The 17,031-nt window shown below is 60.3% G+C and carries 13 protein-coding genes; 11 read left to right on the forward strand and 2 right to left on the reverse strand.

Annotated features, from left to right (window positions below; all coding sequences use genetic code 11):
* The first annotated feature begins 120 nt into the window (after positions 1-120).
* The 10 genes from Tel_08300 to Tel_08345 all read left to right on the forward strand — a co-directional run bounded on the left by Tel_08300 (position 121) and on the right by Tel_08345 (position 14,930).
* On the forward strand, positions 121-1,323 hold the full coding sequence (locus tag Tel_08300) for an acetate kinase (protein ALP53157.1): 1,203 nt from the start codon (positions 121-123) through the stop codon (positions 1,321-1,323).
* Between the two features lie 80 nt (positions 1,324-1,403).
* The gene (locus Tel_08305) at positions 1,404-3,791 is read left to right on the forward strand and encodes a phosphoketolase (protein ALP54784.1); all 2,388 of its coding nucleotides are present in this window, start codon (positions 1,404-1,406) and stop codon (positions 3,789-3,791) included.
* A gap of 7 nt (positions 3,792-3,798) precedes the next feature.
* The gene (locus Tel_08310; GenBank protein ALP53158.1) at positions 3,799-6,318 is read left to right on the forward strand and encodes an alpha-glucan phosphorylase; all 2,520 of its coding nucleotides are present in this window, start codon (positions 3,799-3,801) and stop codon (positions 6,316-6,318) included.
* Between the two features lie 105 nt (positions 6,319-6,423).
* A complete protein-coding gene (locus Tel_08315) occupies positions 6,424-7,365 on the forward strand; it encodes a cytochrome C biogenesis protein (protein ALP53159.1) in 942 nt (313 codons plus the stop codon).
* 4 nt (positions 7,366-7,369) lie between these two features.
* The gene (locus tag Tel_08320) at positions 7,370-7,693 is read left to right on the forward strand and encodes a MerR family transcriptional regulator (GenBank protein ALP53160.1); all 324 of its coding nucleotides are present in this window, start codon (positions 7,370-7,372) and stop codon (positions 7,691-7,693) included.
* Positions 7,694-7,696: 3 nt separating this feature from the next.
* Positions 7,697-8,662 (forward strand): peptidase M48, encoded by a 966-nt coding sequence (locus tag Tel_08325; GenBank protein ALP53161.1) that lies wholly within the window; start codon positions 7,697-7,699, stop codon positions 8,660-8,662.
* Between the two features lie 269 nt (positions 8,663-8,931).
* A complete protein-coding gene (locus Tel_08330; GenBank protein ALP53162.1) occupies positions 8,932-9,762 on the forward strand; it encodes a UTP--glucose-1-phosphate uridylyltransferase in 831 nt (276 codons plus the stop codon).
* 72 nt (positions 9,763-9,834) lie between these two features.
* Complete coding sequence (locus Tel_08335; GenBank protein ID ALP54785.1) at positions 9,835-11,787, forward strand: amylosucrase; 1,953 nt, start codon at positions 9,835-9,837, stop codon at positions 11,785-11,787.
* Between the two features lie 66 nt (positions 11,788-11,853).
* Positions 11,854-14,013, forward strand: a complete 2,160-nt coding sequence (locus Tel_08340; GenBank protein ALP53163.1) for an HAD family hydrolase — start codon at positions 11,854-11,856, stop codon at positions 14,011-14,013.
* 17 nt (positions 14,014-14,030) lie between these two features.
* Positions 14,031-14,930 carry a hypothetical protein gene (locus Tel_08345; GenBank protein ALP53164.1) on the forward strand — a complete coding sequence of 300 codons (900 nt, stop codon included), beginning with the start codon at positions 14,031-14,033 and terminating at the stop codon, positions 14,928-14,930.
* Between the two features lie 28 nt (positions 14,931-14,958).
* Here the strand turns inward: Tel_08345 and Tel_08350 are convergent, their stop codons facing one another.
* On the reverse strand, positions 14,959-15,462 hold the full coding sequence (locus Tel_08350; GenBank protein ALP53165.1) for a hypothetical protein: 504 nt from the start codon (positions 15,460-15,462) through the stop codon (positions 14,959-14,961).
* Positions 15,463-15,698: 236 nt separating this feature from the next.
* On the opposite strand from Tel_08350, the gene Tel_08355 reads away from it, so the two are divergent.
* Positions 15,699-16,655: an ABC transporter substrate-binding protein gene (locus Tel_08355; protein ID ALP54786.1), complete on the forward strand. Its 957-nt coding sequence runs from the start codon at positions 15,699-15,701 to the stop codon at positions 16,653-16,655.
* A gap of 43 nt (positions 16,656-16,698) precedes the next feature.
* On the opposite strand, the gene Tel_08360 is transcribed toward Tel_08355, so the two are convergent.
* Positions 16,699-16,983 (reverse strand): hypothetical protein, encoded by a 285-nt coding sequence (locus Tel_08360; protein ALP53166.1) that lies wholly within the window; start codon positions 16,981-16,983, stop codon positions 16,699-16,701.
* Positions 16,984-17,031: the final 48 nt, after the last annotated feature.

Below are 17,031 nucleotides of genomic sequence, written 5' to 3' on the forward strand. Positions count from 1 at the left end.
GTGACACGCAGGCGCAATATATCCTATGTTAGGGTGGCTGTAACACAGCTATATTAAAGTGCATGAGCGCCGATTCCCCGACCGCCCGTCGCTTATGCGGCAAATTCAACAGGAGCCTTCATGATACTGGTTATCAACTCAGGCAGTTCCTCCATCAAGTTCGAGCTTTTCGAATCCGAGACATTGGACGTAATCGCCGCCGGTGTGGTGGAGCGCATCGGCGAAGGGCAGGCCCGGCTGCATTATCGCCATCGGGCCGGCGACGGCTTCGACGAGCAAAGCGACGATGATATGGACATCCCGGACCACGATGCGGGTCTGCGTGAAATCGTGCGGCGTTTGTCCACTTACACCGGCGCTTCGGGGGAAAAACTGCGGGGCATCGGTCACCGCGTAGTGCATGGCGGCGAACGCTATAAGGCTGCGGTGTTGATCGACGACGAGGTGATCGAGACCATCCGCGCGCTGATTCCCCTGGCGCCGCTGCACAACCCGGCCAATCTCAGAGGCATGGAGGTGGCGCGGCAGTGCTTCGGCCATGTGCCGCAAGCAGCGCTGTTCGATACTTCGTTCCACCATACCCTGCCGGAACATGCCTACCGCTATGCCCTGCCGGCGCAGTGCTATGAACAGCACCAGGTGCGGCGCTACGGCTTTCATGGGATTTCGCACCATTATGTGGCGAAGCAGGCGGCGGCCTTGTTGGATATGCCTCTGCAACGCTTGAATCTGATCACCCTGCATCTGGGCAACGGCGCCAGTGCCGCGGCGATTAAGCAGGGCCGCTGTATCGATACCTCCATGGGCATGACGCCGCTGGAGGGCCTGATGATGGGCAGTCGCTGTGGCGATCTGGACCCGGCCGTGCCCCTGTATCTGGCCAAGGCCATGAATAAAAGCGATGATGAGATCGACCAGCTCTTGAACGAGCAAAGCGGTCTGCTGGGTGTCTGCGGCGTGAACGACATGCGCGAGGTGCAGCGGCGCATCGGCAAGGGCGATGCCGACGCGCAGCGGGCCTTGGAGATGTATTGCTATCGCATTCGCAAGTATATCGGCGCCTATTACGCCGTGCTGGGAAGGCTGGACGCACTGGTATTCACGGCCGGCATCGGTGAGCACGATGCCGAAGTGCGCTGGCGCAGCTGCGCGGGCCTGGAAGCGCTGGGCATCGCCGTGGACCCGCGCCGCAATGACGCCGGCAGTGGCGCGCTGACCGAGATCCAGCGTGCGGACGCTGCGGTCAAGGTGCTGGTCGTGCCCACTGACGAGGAACGCGAGATCGCCCGGCAGACCTTGACACTTATCAATGAATCCGCCTGAGCACTGTGTAAGCCTCATTGATCCGGCAATTGCCGAAAGCAGAGTTGTATCCGCCCAATGACAAGCGTAAGGAGCACCGCATGGACGAAACCATAGAACGCATTCTCGAGCAGGGTCCGCTGAGCAACGAAGAGGTACGCCTCATCGACGCCTATTGGCGTGCGGCCAATTATCTGTCGGTGGGGCAAATCTACTTGCTCGACAATCCTTTACTGAAGGAGCGGCTGAACATCGATCAGGTGAAACCGCGTTTGCTGGGCCACTGGGGCACGACGCCGGGCTTGAATTTTATCTACGCCCATCTCAACCGTCTCATCAAGGCCCAGGATCTGAACATGATCTACGTCGCCGGCCCCGGCCACGGCGGCCCGGGCCTGGTGGCCAACACCTATCTGGAAGGTGCCTATAGCGAACTCTATCCTGACATCACCCAGGATGCCGGGGGGATGAAGAAGCTGTTCAAGCAGTTCTCCTTTCCCGGCGGTGTGGGCAGTCACGTAACGCCGGAAACGCCGGGCTCCATCCACGAAGGCGGTGAGTTGGGCTATGCCCTGTCCCATGCCTATGGCGCGGCCTTCGACAATCCCGACCTGATCGTCACCTGCGTGGTCGGTGACGGGGAGGCCGAGACCGGCCCCCTGGCCACCGCCTGGCATTCCAACAAGTTTCTCAATCCGGTGCATGACGGTGCGGTGTTGCCCATTCTGCATCTCAACGGCTATAAGATCGCCAACCCCACCGTGCTGGCGCGTATCTCCCATGACGAGCTGGAGAGCCTGTTTTTCGGCTACGGCTACAAACCCTATTTCGTCGAAGGCGATGACCCCGATGTCATGCATCAGAAAATGGCCTTGACTCTGGATGCGGTGATCGCCGAGATCCGGGAAGTGCAGAACATCGCCCGGGAAAGCGGTCTGGCGGCGAGGCCGCGTTGGCCCATGATTGTGCTGCGCACCCCCAAGGGCTGGACCGGTCCCAAGGAGGTGGACGGCAAGAAGACCGAGGGCTCCTGGCGTTCGCACCAAGTGCCGTTTTCTGACATGTCGGCCAAGTCCGGCCATCTCAAATTGTTGGAAGACTGGTTGCGCAGTTACGGGCCGGAAGAATTGTTCGACGAGGCGGGAACCTTGCACGCCGAGATCGCCGACCTGGCGCCCAAAGGCGAACGCCGCATGGGCGCCAATCCCCATGCCAATGGCGGTGTCCTGTTGCGCGATCTGCGCCGGCCGGAGTTTCAGCAGTTTGCCGTCAATGTAAAGCGCCCCGGCCATACCGTGGCGGAGGCCACCCGGGTGATGGGCGAATATCTGCGCGAGGTGATGCGGCTCAATCTCAAGCGCGGTAACTTTCGCGTCTTCGGGCCCGACGAGACCGCCTCCAATCGTCTCGGCGCCTTATTCGATGTGACCGGACGCACCTGGATGGCCGAGACCGTGGAGCAAGATGACCATCTCGCGCGCGACGGTCGGGTCATGGAGATCCTCAGCGAGCACACCTGCCAGGGCTGGCTGGAGGGCTACCTGCTCACCGGGCGCCATGGCTTCTTTTCCTGTTACGAGGCCTTTATCCACATCATCACCTCCATGTTCAACCAGCATGCCAAGTGGCTCAAGGTGAGTCAGGAGATCCCCTGGCGCCGGCCCGTCGCCTCGCTCAATTATCTGCTCACCTCCCATGTCTGGCGCCAGGACCATAACGGCTTTTCCCATCAGGATCCCGGCTTCATCGACCACGTGGTGAACAAGAAGGCCGATACCATCCGCGTGTATCTGCCGCCGGATGCCAACACCCTGCTCTATGTCACCGACAAATGCCTGCGCTCGCGCGATTTGATCAATGTCATCGTCGCCGGCAAGCAGGCCCAGCCGCAGTGGCTGGATATGGATGCGGCCATCAAACACTGCTCCGCCGGTATCGGTATCTGGGACTGGGCTAGCAACGACATCAACGGCGAACCGGACGTGGTGATGGCCTGCGCCGGTGATGTGCCCACCCAGGAGACCCTGGCGGCGGTGCAGTTGCTGCGCGAACAGGTGCCCGATCTGAAGATCCGTGTCGTCAACGTGGTGGACTTGATGACCCTGCAGCCTAAGGAGGAGCACCCCCATGGCCTATCGGATCGTGACTTCGATACGCTGTTCACCACCGACAAGCCGATCATTTTCAACTATCACGGTTATCCCTGGCTGATTCACCGGCTCACCTATCGACGCACCAATCATAAAAACCTGCATGTGCGCGGTTATAAGGAAGAAGGCACCACCACCACGCCCTTCGATATGGCGGTGCGCAATGACATCGACCGTTTCCATCTGGTCGGCGATGTTATCGATCGCGTGCCCAAGCTGGGCTATACCGCGGCCTATACCAAACAGATGATCCGCGACAAACTGATCGAGCATAAGCACTACATCACCCAGCATGGTCAGGACATGCCGGAGATACGGGAGTGGAAGTGGAAAGGCTGAGAGACGCATGAAGGCCACCCACTATTTATCGCGCGAATTACCCGCGGGACTCGAGCTGTTGCTGGAACTGACCACCGACCTGCGCTGGAGCTGGAGCCACGCCGCCGATGCCCTGTGGCAGACAATGGACCCGGACATCTGGTCGCAGACACGCAATCCCTATGTGGTGCTGCAGAACCTGAGCGAGGAACGGCTGCAGCAACTGGCCCAGGACCCCCATTTCAAGCAGCGCCTGGAAACTACCGCCCAGGCCCGCGAAGACTATCGCCGTCGTCCCGCCTGGTTCGGCGAAAACTACGCCCAGGCGGGGCTGCGCGGCGTGGCCTATTTCAGCATGGAGTTCGGCCTGGGCAACGCCCTGCCGCTGTATGCCGGCGGTTTGGGGATTTTGGCGGGGGACTATCTCAAGGCGGCCAGCGATCTGGGTGTGCCCCTGGTGGGCATCGGGTTGCTCTATCAGGAAGGCTATTTTCGCCAAAGCCTGGATCGCGCCGGCTGGCAGCAGGAGGTCTATCCCTATAACGATCCCACCATGCTGCCGGTGGTGCCGGTCTTCAGCAGCGCGGGTAACTGGCTGCATGTGGACGCCAACTTGCCCGGGCGGCGGGTGCGCTTTCGTATCTGGCAGGCGCGGGTGGGGCGGGTGACGCTGTATTTGCTCGACAGCAATGATCCCCTCAACAGCCCGGCCGACCGCGGCATTACCAATAAGCTCTACGGCGGCAGCCACGAGATGCGCCTGCTGCAGGAGATCGCCCTGGGTGTGGGCGGTTGGCGCGTGGTGGAGGCGCTGGGTCTGGATATCGATATTTGTCATCTGAACGAGGGCCATGCCGCCTTCGCCGCCATCGAACGGGCGCGCTGTTACATGGACCGCCATGGCGTCGACTTCCACCAGGCGCTGTGGACCACGCGCGCGGGTAATATCTTTACCACCCATACCCCGGTGAGCGCCGGTTTTGATCGTTTCCCCGCGGAATTGATATTCAAATACGGCCAGGAGTATATGGCAGGCCTGGGGCTGGATTTCGATGCGCTGCTGGCCCTGGGGCGCCTGGATGCCAATGACCGGCGTGAACCCTTCAATATGGCCTACCTCGCCATGCGTACCTGCATGAAGGTGAACGGCGTCAGTCAGCTGCATGGCGAGGTGAGTCGCGAATTATTCAATCCCCTGTATCCCCGTTGGCCGCGCCATGACGTGCCGGTGGACTATGTCACCAACGGGGTCCATGTGCCGTCCTGGGATTCACTCTGGGCCGACGACCTGTGGACCCAGGCGGTGGATAAGCAGCGCTGGCTGGCGGAACCGGAGCCCTTGTCCGGGGCGATCGAAAGGCTCACTGACGAACGGCTGTGGAACTTCAAGGGCCACGAACGGGCCGACCTGGTGACCTATGCCCGCGAGCGTCACAGGCGCCAACTCGGTTACAGCGGCGCCTCGGCGGCCGAGCTCGAGCGCGCCGGGGACGTGCTCGACCCCAACATCCTAACGCTGGGCTTCGCGCGCCGCTTCGCCGAATACAAACGCCCCAATCTGTTGCTGCATGATGAAGCGCGTCTGACACGGCTGCTGACCAATAACGACACGCCGCTGCAAATCATCGTCGCCGGCAAGGCCCATCCTCAGGACGACGCGGGCAAGTGCTTCATCCAACACTGGGCGCGCTTTGCGCAACGGCTGGAGGTACGCCATCGAGTGGTATTTTTGGAGGATTACGACATGGCCCTGGCCCAGGAGTTGGTGCAGGGGGTGGATGTCTGGATCAACACGCCGCGTCGTCCCTGGGAGGCCTGCGGCACCAGCGGTATGAAGGTGCTCGCCAATGGCGGCCTGAATCTATCGGTGCTGGACGGCTGGTGGGCCGAGGCCTATGGCGACGATGTGGGCTGGGCGGTGGGTGATCGCGAGAATCACAACGACAGTCGTCATGACGGACTTGAGGCGGAGCAACTCTATCGGCTGCTGGAAGAGGTGGTGGTGCCGGAATTCTATCGCCGCGATGCCAACGGTATTCCCCGTGCCTGGACCGCGCGTATGCGCGCCAGTATGGCCCGGCTGGCGCCCCAGTTCAGCACCAATCGCATGATGCGTGAGTATGTCATGCGCATGTACCTGCCGGCATCCGAGGCCTATCGGCTGCGCAGCGCCGATGAAGGTAGGCTGGGCCGTTCGCTATGCCGGTGGGCGGAGCGGCTGCGGCATCATTGGCAGGGGATTCATTTCGGCAACCTGGTCAGCGAGCGCCATGACAAGCGCCAGCGCTTCGAGGTACAGGTCTATCTCGGCGATATCCTGGCGGAGGCTGTGCAGGTGCAGCTCTATGCCGAGCAAGAAGGTGTGAGTGAGGCGAGTTGCGCGCTCATGCAACAGGGGGAGCCGATCCCGGGGTCCGCCAACGGCTATGTCTACCGCGTCGAAATAGACACCGAGCAGGCGGCGGCGGACTTTACCCCGCGCGTGGTGCCGCACAACGACGGTGCGCGTATTCCCTTGGAATTGCCCTTGATCAAGTGGTTTCGTTGAGCGCTGTTTGGCGCAAAATAGGACATGGGGTTTGAAATGTTTCCGAGTCTCCCTATTTATATAAAGATAGATGTGAAACAGGGCTAACGCGCCGACGACGAATCCATGGAATACAAAGACTATTACAAAATACTCGGGGTTGACCGTAAGGCGACTCAGGACGATATCAAGCGCGCCTATCGCAAGCTGGCGCGCAAGTATCATCCGGACGTCAACAAGGACCCGGCCGCCGAGGACAAATTCAAGCAAATGGGCGAGGCCTACGAGGTACTCAAGGACCCGGAAAAGCGCGCCGCCTACGACCGCCTGGGCGAGCAATGGCACGCCGGCGAGGAATTCCGCCCGCCGCCGGACTGGGATGCCGGCTTCGAATTCAGCGGTGGCGGTGCGGGCGTCGGCGCCGAAAATTTCAGTGATTTCTTCGAGACCCTGTTCGGTCGTGGTTTCGGCGGCGCCGGACCGGGCCGGGGCGGCTTTCGCGCCCGCGGCCAGGATCACTTCGCCAAGGTGATGATCGACATCGAGGACGCCTTTCACGGCGCCAGCCGCGCCATTACGCTGCGCGTCCCCGAGGTCGACGCCCAGGGGCAGCTGCATACCCGGCAGCGCAGCCTGAATGTAAAAATCCCCAAAGGCATTCGTCAGGGCCAGCATATCCGCCTGGCTGGGCAGGGCGCCCCGGGAATGGGCGGCGGCGAGACCGGCGACCTGTATCTGGAGGTTGCCTTCCGCCCCCATCCCTTTTACCGCGTCGACGGCAGCGATCTCTATCTCGATCTGCCGGTGGCCCCCTGGGAGGCGGCCCTGGGGGGGACGGTGAAAACGCCCACGCCTGCCGGGGCGGTTGACTTGAAAATTCCCGCCGGCAGCGAGAGCGGCCGCAAGTTGCGCCTAAGGGGGCGCGGCATTCCCGCCAAGCAGCCGGGCGATCTGTACGCCGTGCTGCAGATCGTCACGCCGCCGGCCAAGAGCGCGCGTGACGAGGCGCTGTACCGCGAAATGCAGCAGCACATGGACTTCAACCCACGCCGTCATCTGGGGGTGTAGCGCGATGAACAACCGCGATTTAATGGAAGTGCTGGCCGGTGAGATCCTGGAAGAGGAGATGCGTCTCACCCTGACCCAGCTCAGCCGTGCCTGCGAGGTGCGGAACGAGTGGCTGCTTGAGCTGGTGCGGGAGGGCGTGATTGAACCGGAGGAAACCGCCGCGCGGGAATGGATTTTCGCCGGCGCCAGTCTCAGACGGGCGCGGGTGGCGCTGCGCCTGCAACGCGATTTGGGGGTGAATCTCTGCGGCGCCGCCCTGGCGCTGCAACTCATGGACGAACTGGAGACACTGCGGGCCCGACTCGAGGCCGTGGAGCGACACGACTGAGGCATGGAATCCGTGCTGTGGTATCGACATGCCTTGTTGAATCGGCTGCAGTCGCTGTTGCTGCTGCTGGTCATGGCCGCCTTTCTGGCCCTGCTGGGCGGCTTGCTATGGGGCGGCGCGGGCCTGATCTGGTTGACGTTGATTGGCGCCGTGCTGGTGTTGTTCAATCCCATGAACTCGCCGCAGTTGATTATGCGCATGTATCGCGCCGTGCCGCTGCGCCCCGGCGAGTCGCCGGCCTTGTACGGTTTGCTGCAGCAATTGGCTCAGCGCGCCGGACTCAAGCATGTGCCCGAACTCTATTACCTGCCCAGTCCGATGGTCAATGCCTTCGCTGTGGGGCAGCGCGACACGAGTGCCATCGCCGTCAGCGACGGCCTGCTGCGCACTCTCAACAGCCGCGAGGGGGCCGGCGTGCTGGCGCACGAGATCAGTCATATCCGCAGCAACGACATGTGGGTGATGGGGCTGGCCGATCTGTTCAGCCGCATGACCGCGTTTTTGTCCCTGTTTGGACAGATCCTGCTGTTGCTCAATCTGCCGCTGATCATGCTCGCCTCGGTGAGCATCAACTGGTGGGCGATACTCATCCTGATTCTGGCGCCCAATCTCAGCGCCCTGGCGCAGTTGGGCCTGTCGCGCACGCGCGAATACGATGCCGACCTGAATGCGGTGCGCCTTACCGGCGATGCGGAAGGTCTGGCCAGCGCCCTGGTTAAGATCGAACAACGCCAGGGTGGTTGGCTGGAGCGCATTCTGATGCCGCAGCGCGGTACTCCGGAACCCTCGCTGCTGCGCACGCATCCGTCCACCGAGGAGCGCGTGCGGCGCTTGCGGGCATTGCAGCATTCCTTTGATCTGGATGGCGCCCGGCGCCAACCGCTGACGCAACTGTCCGCTGAGGTGCCCTTAGCCAAGCCGGTGCGCCGTTCACCACGGCGTTGGCATATCAGTGGTCTGTGGCATTAGCTAAGCGAGACACCCCCCCTGGCGCCGCCGGGGGTGATTTAACTCCGGCGTTCTCCCGCGCTGCCGGCCGCGGACCAACTTGATAATTAAACTGCTTCGTGTAGGCTGTTAAATAAGAATTTTTGTCAGGCAGTCAAGCGCTTGGGTTCTTTATATCCGCTGAGAAATGCGGGCGAGCTGCCGCTCGACAGCCTTCCCCCGGGCCTGTTGCTCGCCCGTCCTTGAGCTATCATAAATAAATCTGGATAAGAATTTTCGGGAGTTAGTAGATGATTAACAAATGCCTGTTTCCTGTCGCAGGTTATGGCACACGGTTTCTGCCGGCCACCAAGGCCATGCCCAAGGAGATGTTGCCGGTGGTCAACAAACCCTTGATCCAATACGGCGTGGAGGAGGCTCATGATGCCGGTATGCGGCGCATCGCCTTCGTCACCGGCCGTACCAAGCGTGCCATCGAAGATCATTTTGATATCACCTATGAGCTGGAAGATCAGATCAGCGGCACGGCCAAGGAAGACCGTCTGGGCGAGGTGCGCGCCCTGATCAAGGATTGCACCTTTTCCTATACCCGTCAGATCGAGATGAAGGGGCTGGGGCATGCCATTCTCACCGGTGAGACCCTCATCGGCAACGAAGCCTTCGGCGTGATCCTGGCCGATGACCTGTGTGTCGGCACCTCGGCGGGGGTGATGTCGCAACTGATGGCGGTGTATGACAAGTATCAGTGCAGCGTGGTGGCGGTGGAAAAGGTGCCGGCCCAGGAGGTGGATAAATACGGCGTGGTGGCGGGTGAGTTCATTGAAGAGGGTTTGATGCGGGTCAGCGATATGGTGGAGAAGCCGCCGGCGGACCAGGCCCCGTCCAACCTGGCCATTATCGGGCGTTATATCTTGACGCCGGATATTTTCGCCATTTTGCGCGAGACGGCGCCCGGCAAGGGCGGGGAAGTGCAGATTACCGACGCCTTGTTGGCCCAGGCCCGGCAGGGCAAGGTGATTGCCTGCCGCTTTGCGGGGCAGCGTTTCGATTGCGGCAGTGTGGACGGCTTCGTGGCGGCGACCAATTATTTTTATGACATCTATAAAAAAACCCAGGGATAATCCCGTTCCCTCGTTCAAACACAAGCATGTTGAGTTATTGATTGAATGAATATCCGTTTTGCCGGCGAACAATTGAAAGAGGATACCTGGCTGGACAAGCAGTCGCACACCTCGTTGCAGCGTCTGTTGCCCAGGCTGGACGCGCGCTTTAAGGAACAGGTCGATGCGGATGAGTGGCAGAATTATCTGCAACGTCTCAAATATCACTTTCCACGCCTGTTCAAGTGCCTTTACCACGTCTACGGCGCGCAATACGATTTTTTCTACCATCTGGAAAATATCCTCGCCTCGGCCACCCAGATGTGGCTGGAGCGTCCCAGCGAATTGAAGGCGCTGGATGCCATGCGCGAGGCCGATCCGCATTGGTATCAGTCCAATCGCCTGGTGGGCGCCATGTGCTACATCGATCTGTTTGCCGGCGACCTCCAGGGCATGTTCGAGCGCATCCCCTATCTCAAGGAGATGGGCATCAACTATTTGCACCTGATGCCCTTGTTCAAGGAGCCCGAGGGCGATAACGACGGCGGTTACGCGGTCAGCAGTTACCGCGAAATCAATACCAAGATCGGTACCATGGAGCAGCTCAGCGAGCTGGCCGGCGAGTTGCGCGCCCGCGGGATTTCCTTGTGTTTGGACTTTGTCTTCAATCACACCTCGGACGAGCACGACTGGGCGCAGCAGGCCCTGGCCGGTGATCCCGAATATCAATCCTATTACCGACTGTTTCCGGACCGCAGCATGCCGGAGGCCTATGAAAAGAATCTGATCACCATTTTTCCCGATGAGCGCCCGGGATCGTTCACCTATCGCAACGGCCTGAAAAAATGGGTCTGGACCACCTTTCACAATTACCAGTGGGATTTGAACTACGAAAACCCCATCGTCTTCAGTCGCATGTTGGAGGAGATGCTGTTTCTCGCCAACCAGGGCGTGGAGATCCTGCGCCTGGATGCGGTGGCCTTTATCTGGAAGAAGCTCGGCACCACCTCGCAGAATCTGCCCGAGGCCCACGTGCTGATCCAGGCCTTTAATGCCGTGGTGCATATCGCCGCCCCGGCCATGGTGTTCAAGTCCGAGGCCATCGTGCATCCCGATGAGGTGAGCAAGTACATCAGCGAAGAGGAGTGCCAGCTATCCTATAATCCGCAGCTGATGGCCCTGTTGTGGGAGGCCCTGGCGACCCAGGATGTGAACATCCTGCGTCACGCCATGGAGCGCCGCTTCAGCATTCCGGAGAATTGCGCCTGGGTCAATTATGTGCGCTGCCATGACGACATCGGTTGGGCCTTTTCCAATGATGACGTCGCCGCCTTCAATTTGGACCCGGGCGCCCATCGTCATTTCCTGACCCGTTTCTATACCGGTAAATTCGAGGGCAGCTTCGCCCGCGGCCTGCCGTTTCAAGAGGATCCCGAAACGGGTGACGCCCGTGTTTCAGGCACTTGCGCCTCGCTCACCGGTCTGGAAAAGGCGGTAGAGGAGAAAGACGAGGCGGGCGTGGACCTGGCCATCCGCCGCATCATGCTGCTTTATGGCGTGACTTTGACCATCGGCGGCATTCCCGTTATTTATCTGGGCGACGAGCTGGGGGCCTTGAACGACTACACCTATGATCAGGATTTGGAAAAGGTCGGCGATACACGCTGGGTGCACCGACCGCCCTTCGACTGGGGCAAGGTCGAGGAGCGCCACGATCCCAAGAGCATCAGCGGGCGGGTCTATCACGGCCTGCTGCGCTTAATTCAGATACGCCAGCAGAATCTCGCCTTCACCCGCTCCGAGACCGAGATCGTCGACACCGGCAACAAACACGTATTTGGCTATTTTCGCAATCATGATCACTATAATGTATTGGTGCTGGCCAATTTCAGCGGTCTGCCGCAGAGCCTGGAGGCACGCCGCTTGCGGATGTTGGGCTTGCGCAAGACGGTGGTCGACTTGGTGGCCGGCAAGGCGATCACCGCCACGCGCGAATTGTTGTTGGACCCCTACGATTTTATGGTGCTGGCCAAACCCAGTCACTGAGATAAACACGAACACGGTAGCTAACGGGAGCGGAAACTTGATCAGGCTGACGACGGGGTTATCCCTATGAGCACGAATCCCAAGGATCTCTATATTGTCCTGGTCAGTGTCCACGGCCTGATCCGCGGCGATGACCTGGAGCTGGGGCGTGATGCCGACACCGGCGGTCAGATACTCTATGTGGTGGAGCTGGCACAGGCCCTGGCCAAGCATCCGGACGTGGCGCGGGTCGACCTGCTGACGCGCCTGGTCGACGATGAACGCGTCTCCTCGGATTACGCTCAGCCCGTCGAAGAGATCGGCGACGGTGCACGGATTGTCCGCATTGAAGCCGGACCGCCCGGGTATATCGCCAAGGAACAATTGTGGGATCACCTGGATGCCTTCGCCGACAACACCTTGAACTATCTGCGTGCAGGCGAGCGCCTGCCGGATGTGATTCACGGGCATTACGCCGATGCCGGTTACGTCGGCTATCGACTCGCCAATCTGCTGGCCCTGCCCATGGTGTTTACCGGTCACTCCCTGGGGCGGGTTAAGCGCCGTCGTCTGCTGGCCAGCGGCCTGTCGGCCGAGGATGTGGAACGGCTGTACAATATCACCCACCGTATCGAGGGCGAGGAGCTGGCCCTGGCCTCGGCGGAGCGTGTTATCACCAGCACCTTTCAGGAGATCGAAGAGCAATACGAACTCTATGATCATTATCAGCCTGAACAGATGCGCGTCATTCCCCCCGGTACCAATCTATCGCACTTCATGCCGCCGCAAGGCGACGAGAAGCATAGCGCACTGTTCGACGAGCTCAAGCGCTTTCTCAACCAACCCAATAAGCCCATGATCCTGGCCCTGTCGCGCCCGGATAAGCGTAAGAACATCAGCGCCCTGGTCAAGGCCTATGGTGAATCGGAGCGCTTGCAGCAGCTGGCCAATCTGGTGGTGGTGGCCGGCAACCGTGATGACGTCGACGAACTGGAAGAGGGCGCCCAGGAAGTCTTCCACGAGCTCTTCGTCACCATCGATCGCTATGATCTGTGGGGTAAGATCGCCTTTCCCAAACATCACGCGCGCAACCAGGTGCCGCTGTTTTATCGCCTGGCGGCCAGCCTTAAAGGCGTGTTCGTCAATCCGGCCCTGACCGAACCCTTCGGCCTGACCCTGATCGAGGCCGCCGCCTGCGGCCTGCCGCTGGTGGCCACCGACGACGGCGGGCCGCGCGATATCATCGAAAACTGCAACAACGGCGTATTGATCGATGCCCTGGATACCGACGCCATGGGCACCGCGCTGGTGGAAATCATCTCGGATAAGGATACGTGGGAACAGCTCTCCGCCGCCGGCCTGGCGGGCGTGCGCGAGCACTATTCCTGGGATGCCCATGCCAGTCGCTATCTGGAGGTGATTGACCCCATCGTCGAACTGGGGCGCAAGGATCTGATCGAGCGGCGACCGGCACAGTTGAAGCAACAACTCTACCGCAGCCGCGCCATCTTTACCGACCTGGATCAGAACCTGATCGGCGACGAGCAATCACTGCGGGAATTTGTCGGCGTGATGCGGCAACATCGCAAGCTGGTTAAGTTCGGTATCGCCACCGGGCGCCGTCTGGATTCGGCCTTGAAAAAGATGAAGCAGTACGGCATTCCCGAGCCTGATTTTCTTATCACCAGCGGCGGCACCGAGATCTATTACGCGCCTAAACTGACCGTCGACGACGCTTGGAAAAAGCAGATCGATTATCATTGGACGCCGCATATCGTGCGCCGCGTGCTGAGTGAAATGCCGGGCTTGGAGCTGCAGCCTAAAACGGAGCAAAGCCGCTTCAAGATCAGCTATTTCTATGATCAAGAGAACGCCCCGGACGTCCGCGAAATCAACAGTCTGTTGCACAAAGAGGAGCAATCGGTGAACGTCAGCCTGGCCTTCGGCCAGTTCCTCGATATCACGCCGATCCGCGCCTCCAAGGGGCTGGCACTACGTTATATCAGTGACCGCTGGGGCATCCCCCTGGAGCACATCCTGGTGGCGGGCGGCTCGGGTGCTGACGAGGATATGATGCGCGGTAACACCCTGGCGGCGGTGGTCGCCAACCGGCACAACGAAGAGTTGTCGCAGTTGATGGATAAGGAGCGTATCTATTTTGCCGAAAGACCGTTCGCCGCCGGGATTCTTGAGGCCATCGAACATTATGATTTTTTCGGCAGCTGCAAAGGGCCGGACGACCGGTGACAATACAGGAGGAAGCGATGGCACAGGCTGACAGCGCGGGCCGATTGAAGCCGGTCATTTTCGGCGAGGTATTGTTTGACTGTTTTTCCGATGGTCAGACCGTATTGGGCGGCGCGCCCTTCAATGTCGCCTGGCACCTGCAGGCCTTGGGTGACGCGCCGTGTTTCATCTCGCGCGTCGGCGATGACAGTCATGGCGCCAACATCATCCAGGCCATGGCGCAATGGGGCATGGACGTCAGCGGCCTGCAGCGGGACGACAGCCATCCCACCGGGCAGGTCATTGTCACCATCGAAGACGGTGAACCGCACTACGATATCAAACGCGATGTCGCCTACGATTTTATCCAGGCCGCCGCATTTCCTGCGATTGATCAGCCCGCGTTGCTGTATCACGGCACGCTGGCGCTGCGTAATCCGGTCTCGCGTCAAGCCCTGGATGCGTTGCTGCAGCGCGGTGATTTTTCCATCTTTCTCGACGTCAATCTACGGCCGCCGTGGTGGGACGGCAGTAGGGTGCATGAATATCTGCAGCGCGCCCGCTGGGCCAAGCTCAACGAGCATGAGTTGGCCCTGCTCACCGACGAGCAGGCCGATGCCGAGGCGCGGGCGCAGGGTCTGCGCCGGCGCTGTGGTTTGGAGCTGTTGTTGGTGACCCACGGATCAAAAGGGGCGGTGGCCTATGCGGAAGAGGGTGCGGTCGCCCGGGTCGCGCCGGCCGCAGCGACGCAGGTGGTGGATACGGTGGGTGCAGGGGACGCCTTTACCGCGGTGCTGTTGCACGGCCTGTTGAACGACTGGCCCCTGCAGCGGACCCTCGATACGGCTCAGAACTTTGCCAGCGCGGTGGTGGGGATACGCGGCGCGGTGCCGAGCGACGTCCGTTTTTATCGTGATAATTTGCCTGGGCTCGGCTGAGGCTATGCGGCGTCGCACAGAGGATGAATCAGAAGGGTAAGTCCACATCCACATAGAGCTTGCCCCGTTTCACCGCCACCTTCTTTAATACGCCTCGGGCCATCTTTTCGCGCAGTTCAGTGTCCTTCAGCTCATACACCAAGATCATCGGCAGACTCTGTTGACTGATGCTGCTGAGCATTTGTTGCACCGTGCCGGTGAGTTGCCGGTCGGCGTTGGCGAAGCGGATGTTGTTGATCTGCGGATCGTGCAGATAAAACTGGTGCGTCTCCTTGCGGTATTCCAGGTCGCCGTCGATCTGGCCGCGCCCGGCGATGGCCATCATGCCCGGCATCTCGGCACGCACGGTGACCTCCAGACCGATGCGATTGGTCTTTTCGTCCAACATCACGCTGGGATTGGAATAGGTGACGCGGGAGAAAGGGGTCTGCTGGCTTAACGGAAAGTAGTCCACCACATACTGCTGCAGTTCGGCGCGGTTGAATTCCAGGGTATAGGCATGAGCGCTGAGGCTGGCGCCGCACAACAACAAGGTAATTAATGTTTTAAATCGGTTCATGGGCCCACTCGATTTCGCGACTTAGGGGTAAGGGTTTTTTCGGTATGATAAATGAAAACCGCTGTCAAAGGAGTAATGCCATGAATTCTTTTTGCAGGCTGATTTGCGTTGCCTTTATGTGCTGCGTGCCGATTGCGGCGGTGGCGCAACAGGGCGCCGCTGATGACGCTAAGCTGCGGGTGGCGACCAAGCACGCGCCGCCCTTCGCCATCAAGCACGAGGACGGCAGTTGGAGCGGCATCAGCATCGATCTTTGGCGCGATATCGCCACCGAGATGGGCCTGAGCTACACGCTGCAGGAAGAGAGTTTGGCCGGTATGCTGGAGGGCGTGAGTGACGGCACGTATGCCGCTGCGGTGGCGGCGCTGACCGTCACCGCGGAGCGCGAGCGGCAAATGGATTTCAGCCATCCGTTTTATAGTTCGGGCCTGAGTATCGCCGTGCCCCCTGAGGGTCAGGGCGCCTGGTTGAGCGTGGTGAAACGCTTTTTTACCCTGCAGTTTGTTACTGCGGTGATGGCCTTGCTGCTGGTATTGCTGGTGATCGGGGTGCTGGTGTGGCTGTTCGAGCGCCGCCGCAATGAGCAATTCGCGGGCGCGGCGGTGAACGGTATCGGCTCGGGGCTGTGGTGGTCGGCGGTGACCATGACCACGGTGGGCTACGGTGACAAGGCGCCGCTCACCCTCGGCGGGCGCTTGGTGGCGCTGGTGTGGATGTTTGCCAGCATTATCATCATCTCCAGCTTTACCGCCGCCATCGCCTCGTCGTTGACCGTGGGCCAGCTTTCCAGCGGCATCAGCGGGCCCCAGGATCTGTATCGCAGTCATACCGGCAGCGTAAAAAATTCGGCCAGCATGGCCTATCTGGAGAGCCGCCACATCAGCGCCACCGGGTTCGACAGTGTGCAGCAGGGCCTGGCGGCATTGGCCAGGGGCGAGTTGGACGCCTTCGTTTACGACCAACCGCTGCTGCAGTATTTTGCCGAGACCGATTTCCGCGGCCGGATTCAGGTATTGGCCAATGATTTTCGGCGTCAGGACTATGCCATCGCCCTGCCGGAAAACAGCGCCCTGAAAGAGCCGATCGACCGCCAGTTGTTGAACCAGTTGGAGTCCGCCGCTTGGCAACAGCAAGTGGCGCGTTATTTGGGATTGGATGACATATAGGCTGACAAAAACCGCCCCCGGGGCGGCTTTTTAGTCTGTCGGGCTAGTCTTTAAGCCAGCCCTGCAAGGCATCGATAATGGCCTGGGCCTGATCGGGGCTGGAGATATTGAATTTGGATTTTTGGAAGTATTCGCCGTTGCGTTTCTGGTAGCGGCGGATGGTGTATTTTTCCTTGCCGTATTCCTCCTTTTTGGCGTCCCAGTCCTGATAGCGGAAAATGAGCGTTGCCCAGGCGCCCTTTGACAGCACCTTCTTGTCCAGTTCCTTGACCAGTACCTGGTCGCCTTCGGAATATTCCACGCTGAGTTCGTCGACGCTTGAAGCCATGGCTTGATTTATCTCCCTTGATTGAGTGTCGCGGCCGTCGTTACGTCC

This window comes from Candidatus Tenderia electrophaga, assembly GCA_001447805.1.
Classification (GTDB): Bacteria; Pseudomonadota; Gammaproteobacteria; order Tenderiales; family Tenderiaceae; genus Tenderia; species Tenderia electrophaga.

Bases quoted from the DNA above. Each gene is read 5' to 3' on its own strand.
- Tel_08300 (ALP53157.1), top strand. From the start codon at position 121: ATGATACTGGTTATCAACTCAGGCAGTTCCTCCATCAAGTTCGAGCTT.
- Tel_08305 (ALP54784.1), top strand. From the start codon at position 1,404: ATGGACGAAACCATAGAACGCATTCTCGAGCAGGGTCCGCTGAGCAAC.
- Tel_08310 (ALP53158.1), top strand. From the start codon at position 3,799: ATGAAGGCCACCCACTATTTATCGCGCGAATTACCCGCGGGACTCGAG.
- Tel_08315 (ALP53159.1), top strand. From the start codon at position 6,424: ATGGAATACAAAGACTATTACAAAATACTCGGGGTTGACCGTAAGGCG.
- Tel_08320 (ALP53160.1), top strand. From the start codon at position 7,370: ATGAACAACCGCGATTTAATGGAAGTGCTGGCCGGTGAGATCCTGGAA.
- Tel_08325 (ALP53161.1), top strand. From the start codon at position 7,697: ATGGAATCCGTGCTGTGGTATCGACATGCCTTGTTGAATCGGCTGCAG.
- Tel_08330 (ALP53162.1), top strand. From the start codon at position 8,932: ATGATTAACAAATGCCTGTTTCCTGTCGCAGGTTATGGCACACGGTTT.
- Tel_08340 (ALP53163.1), top strand. From the start codon at position 11,854: ATGAGCACGAATCCCAAGGATCTCTATATTGTCCTGGTCAGTGTCCAC.
- Tel_08345 (ALP53164.1), top strand. From the start codon at position 14,031: ATGGCACAGGCTGACAGCGCGGGCCGATTGAAGCCGGTCATTTTCGGC.
- Tel_08360 (ALP53166.1), bottom strand. From the start codon at position 16,983: ATGGCTTCAAGCGTCGACGAACTCAGCGTGGAATATTCCGAAGGCGAC.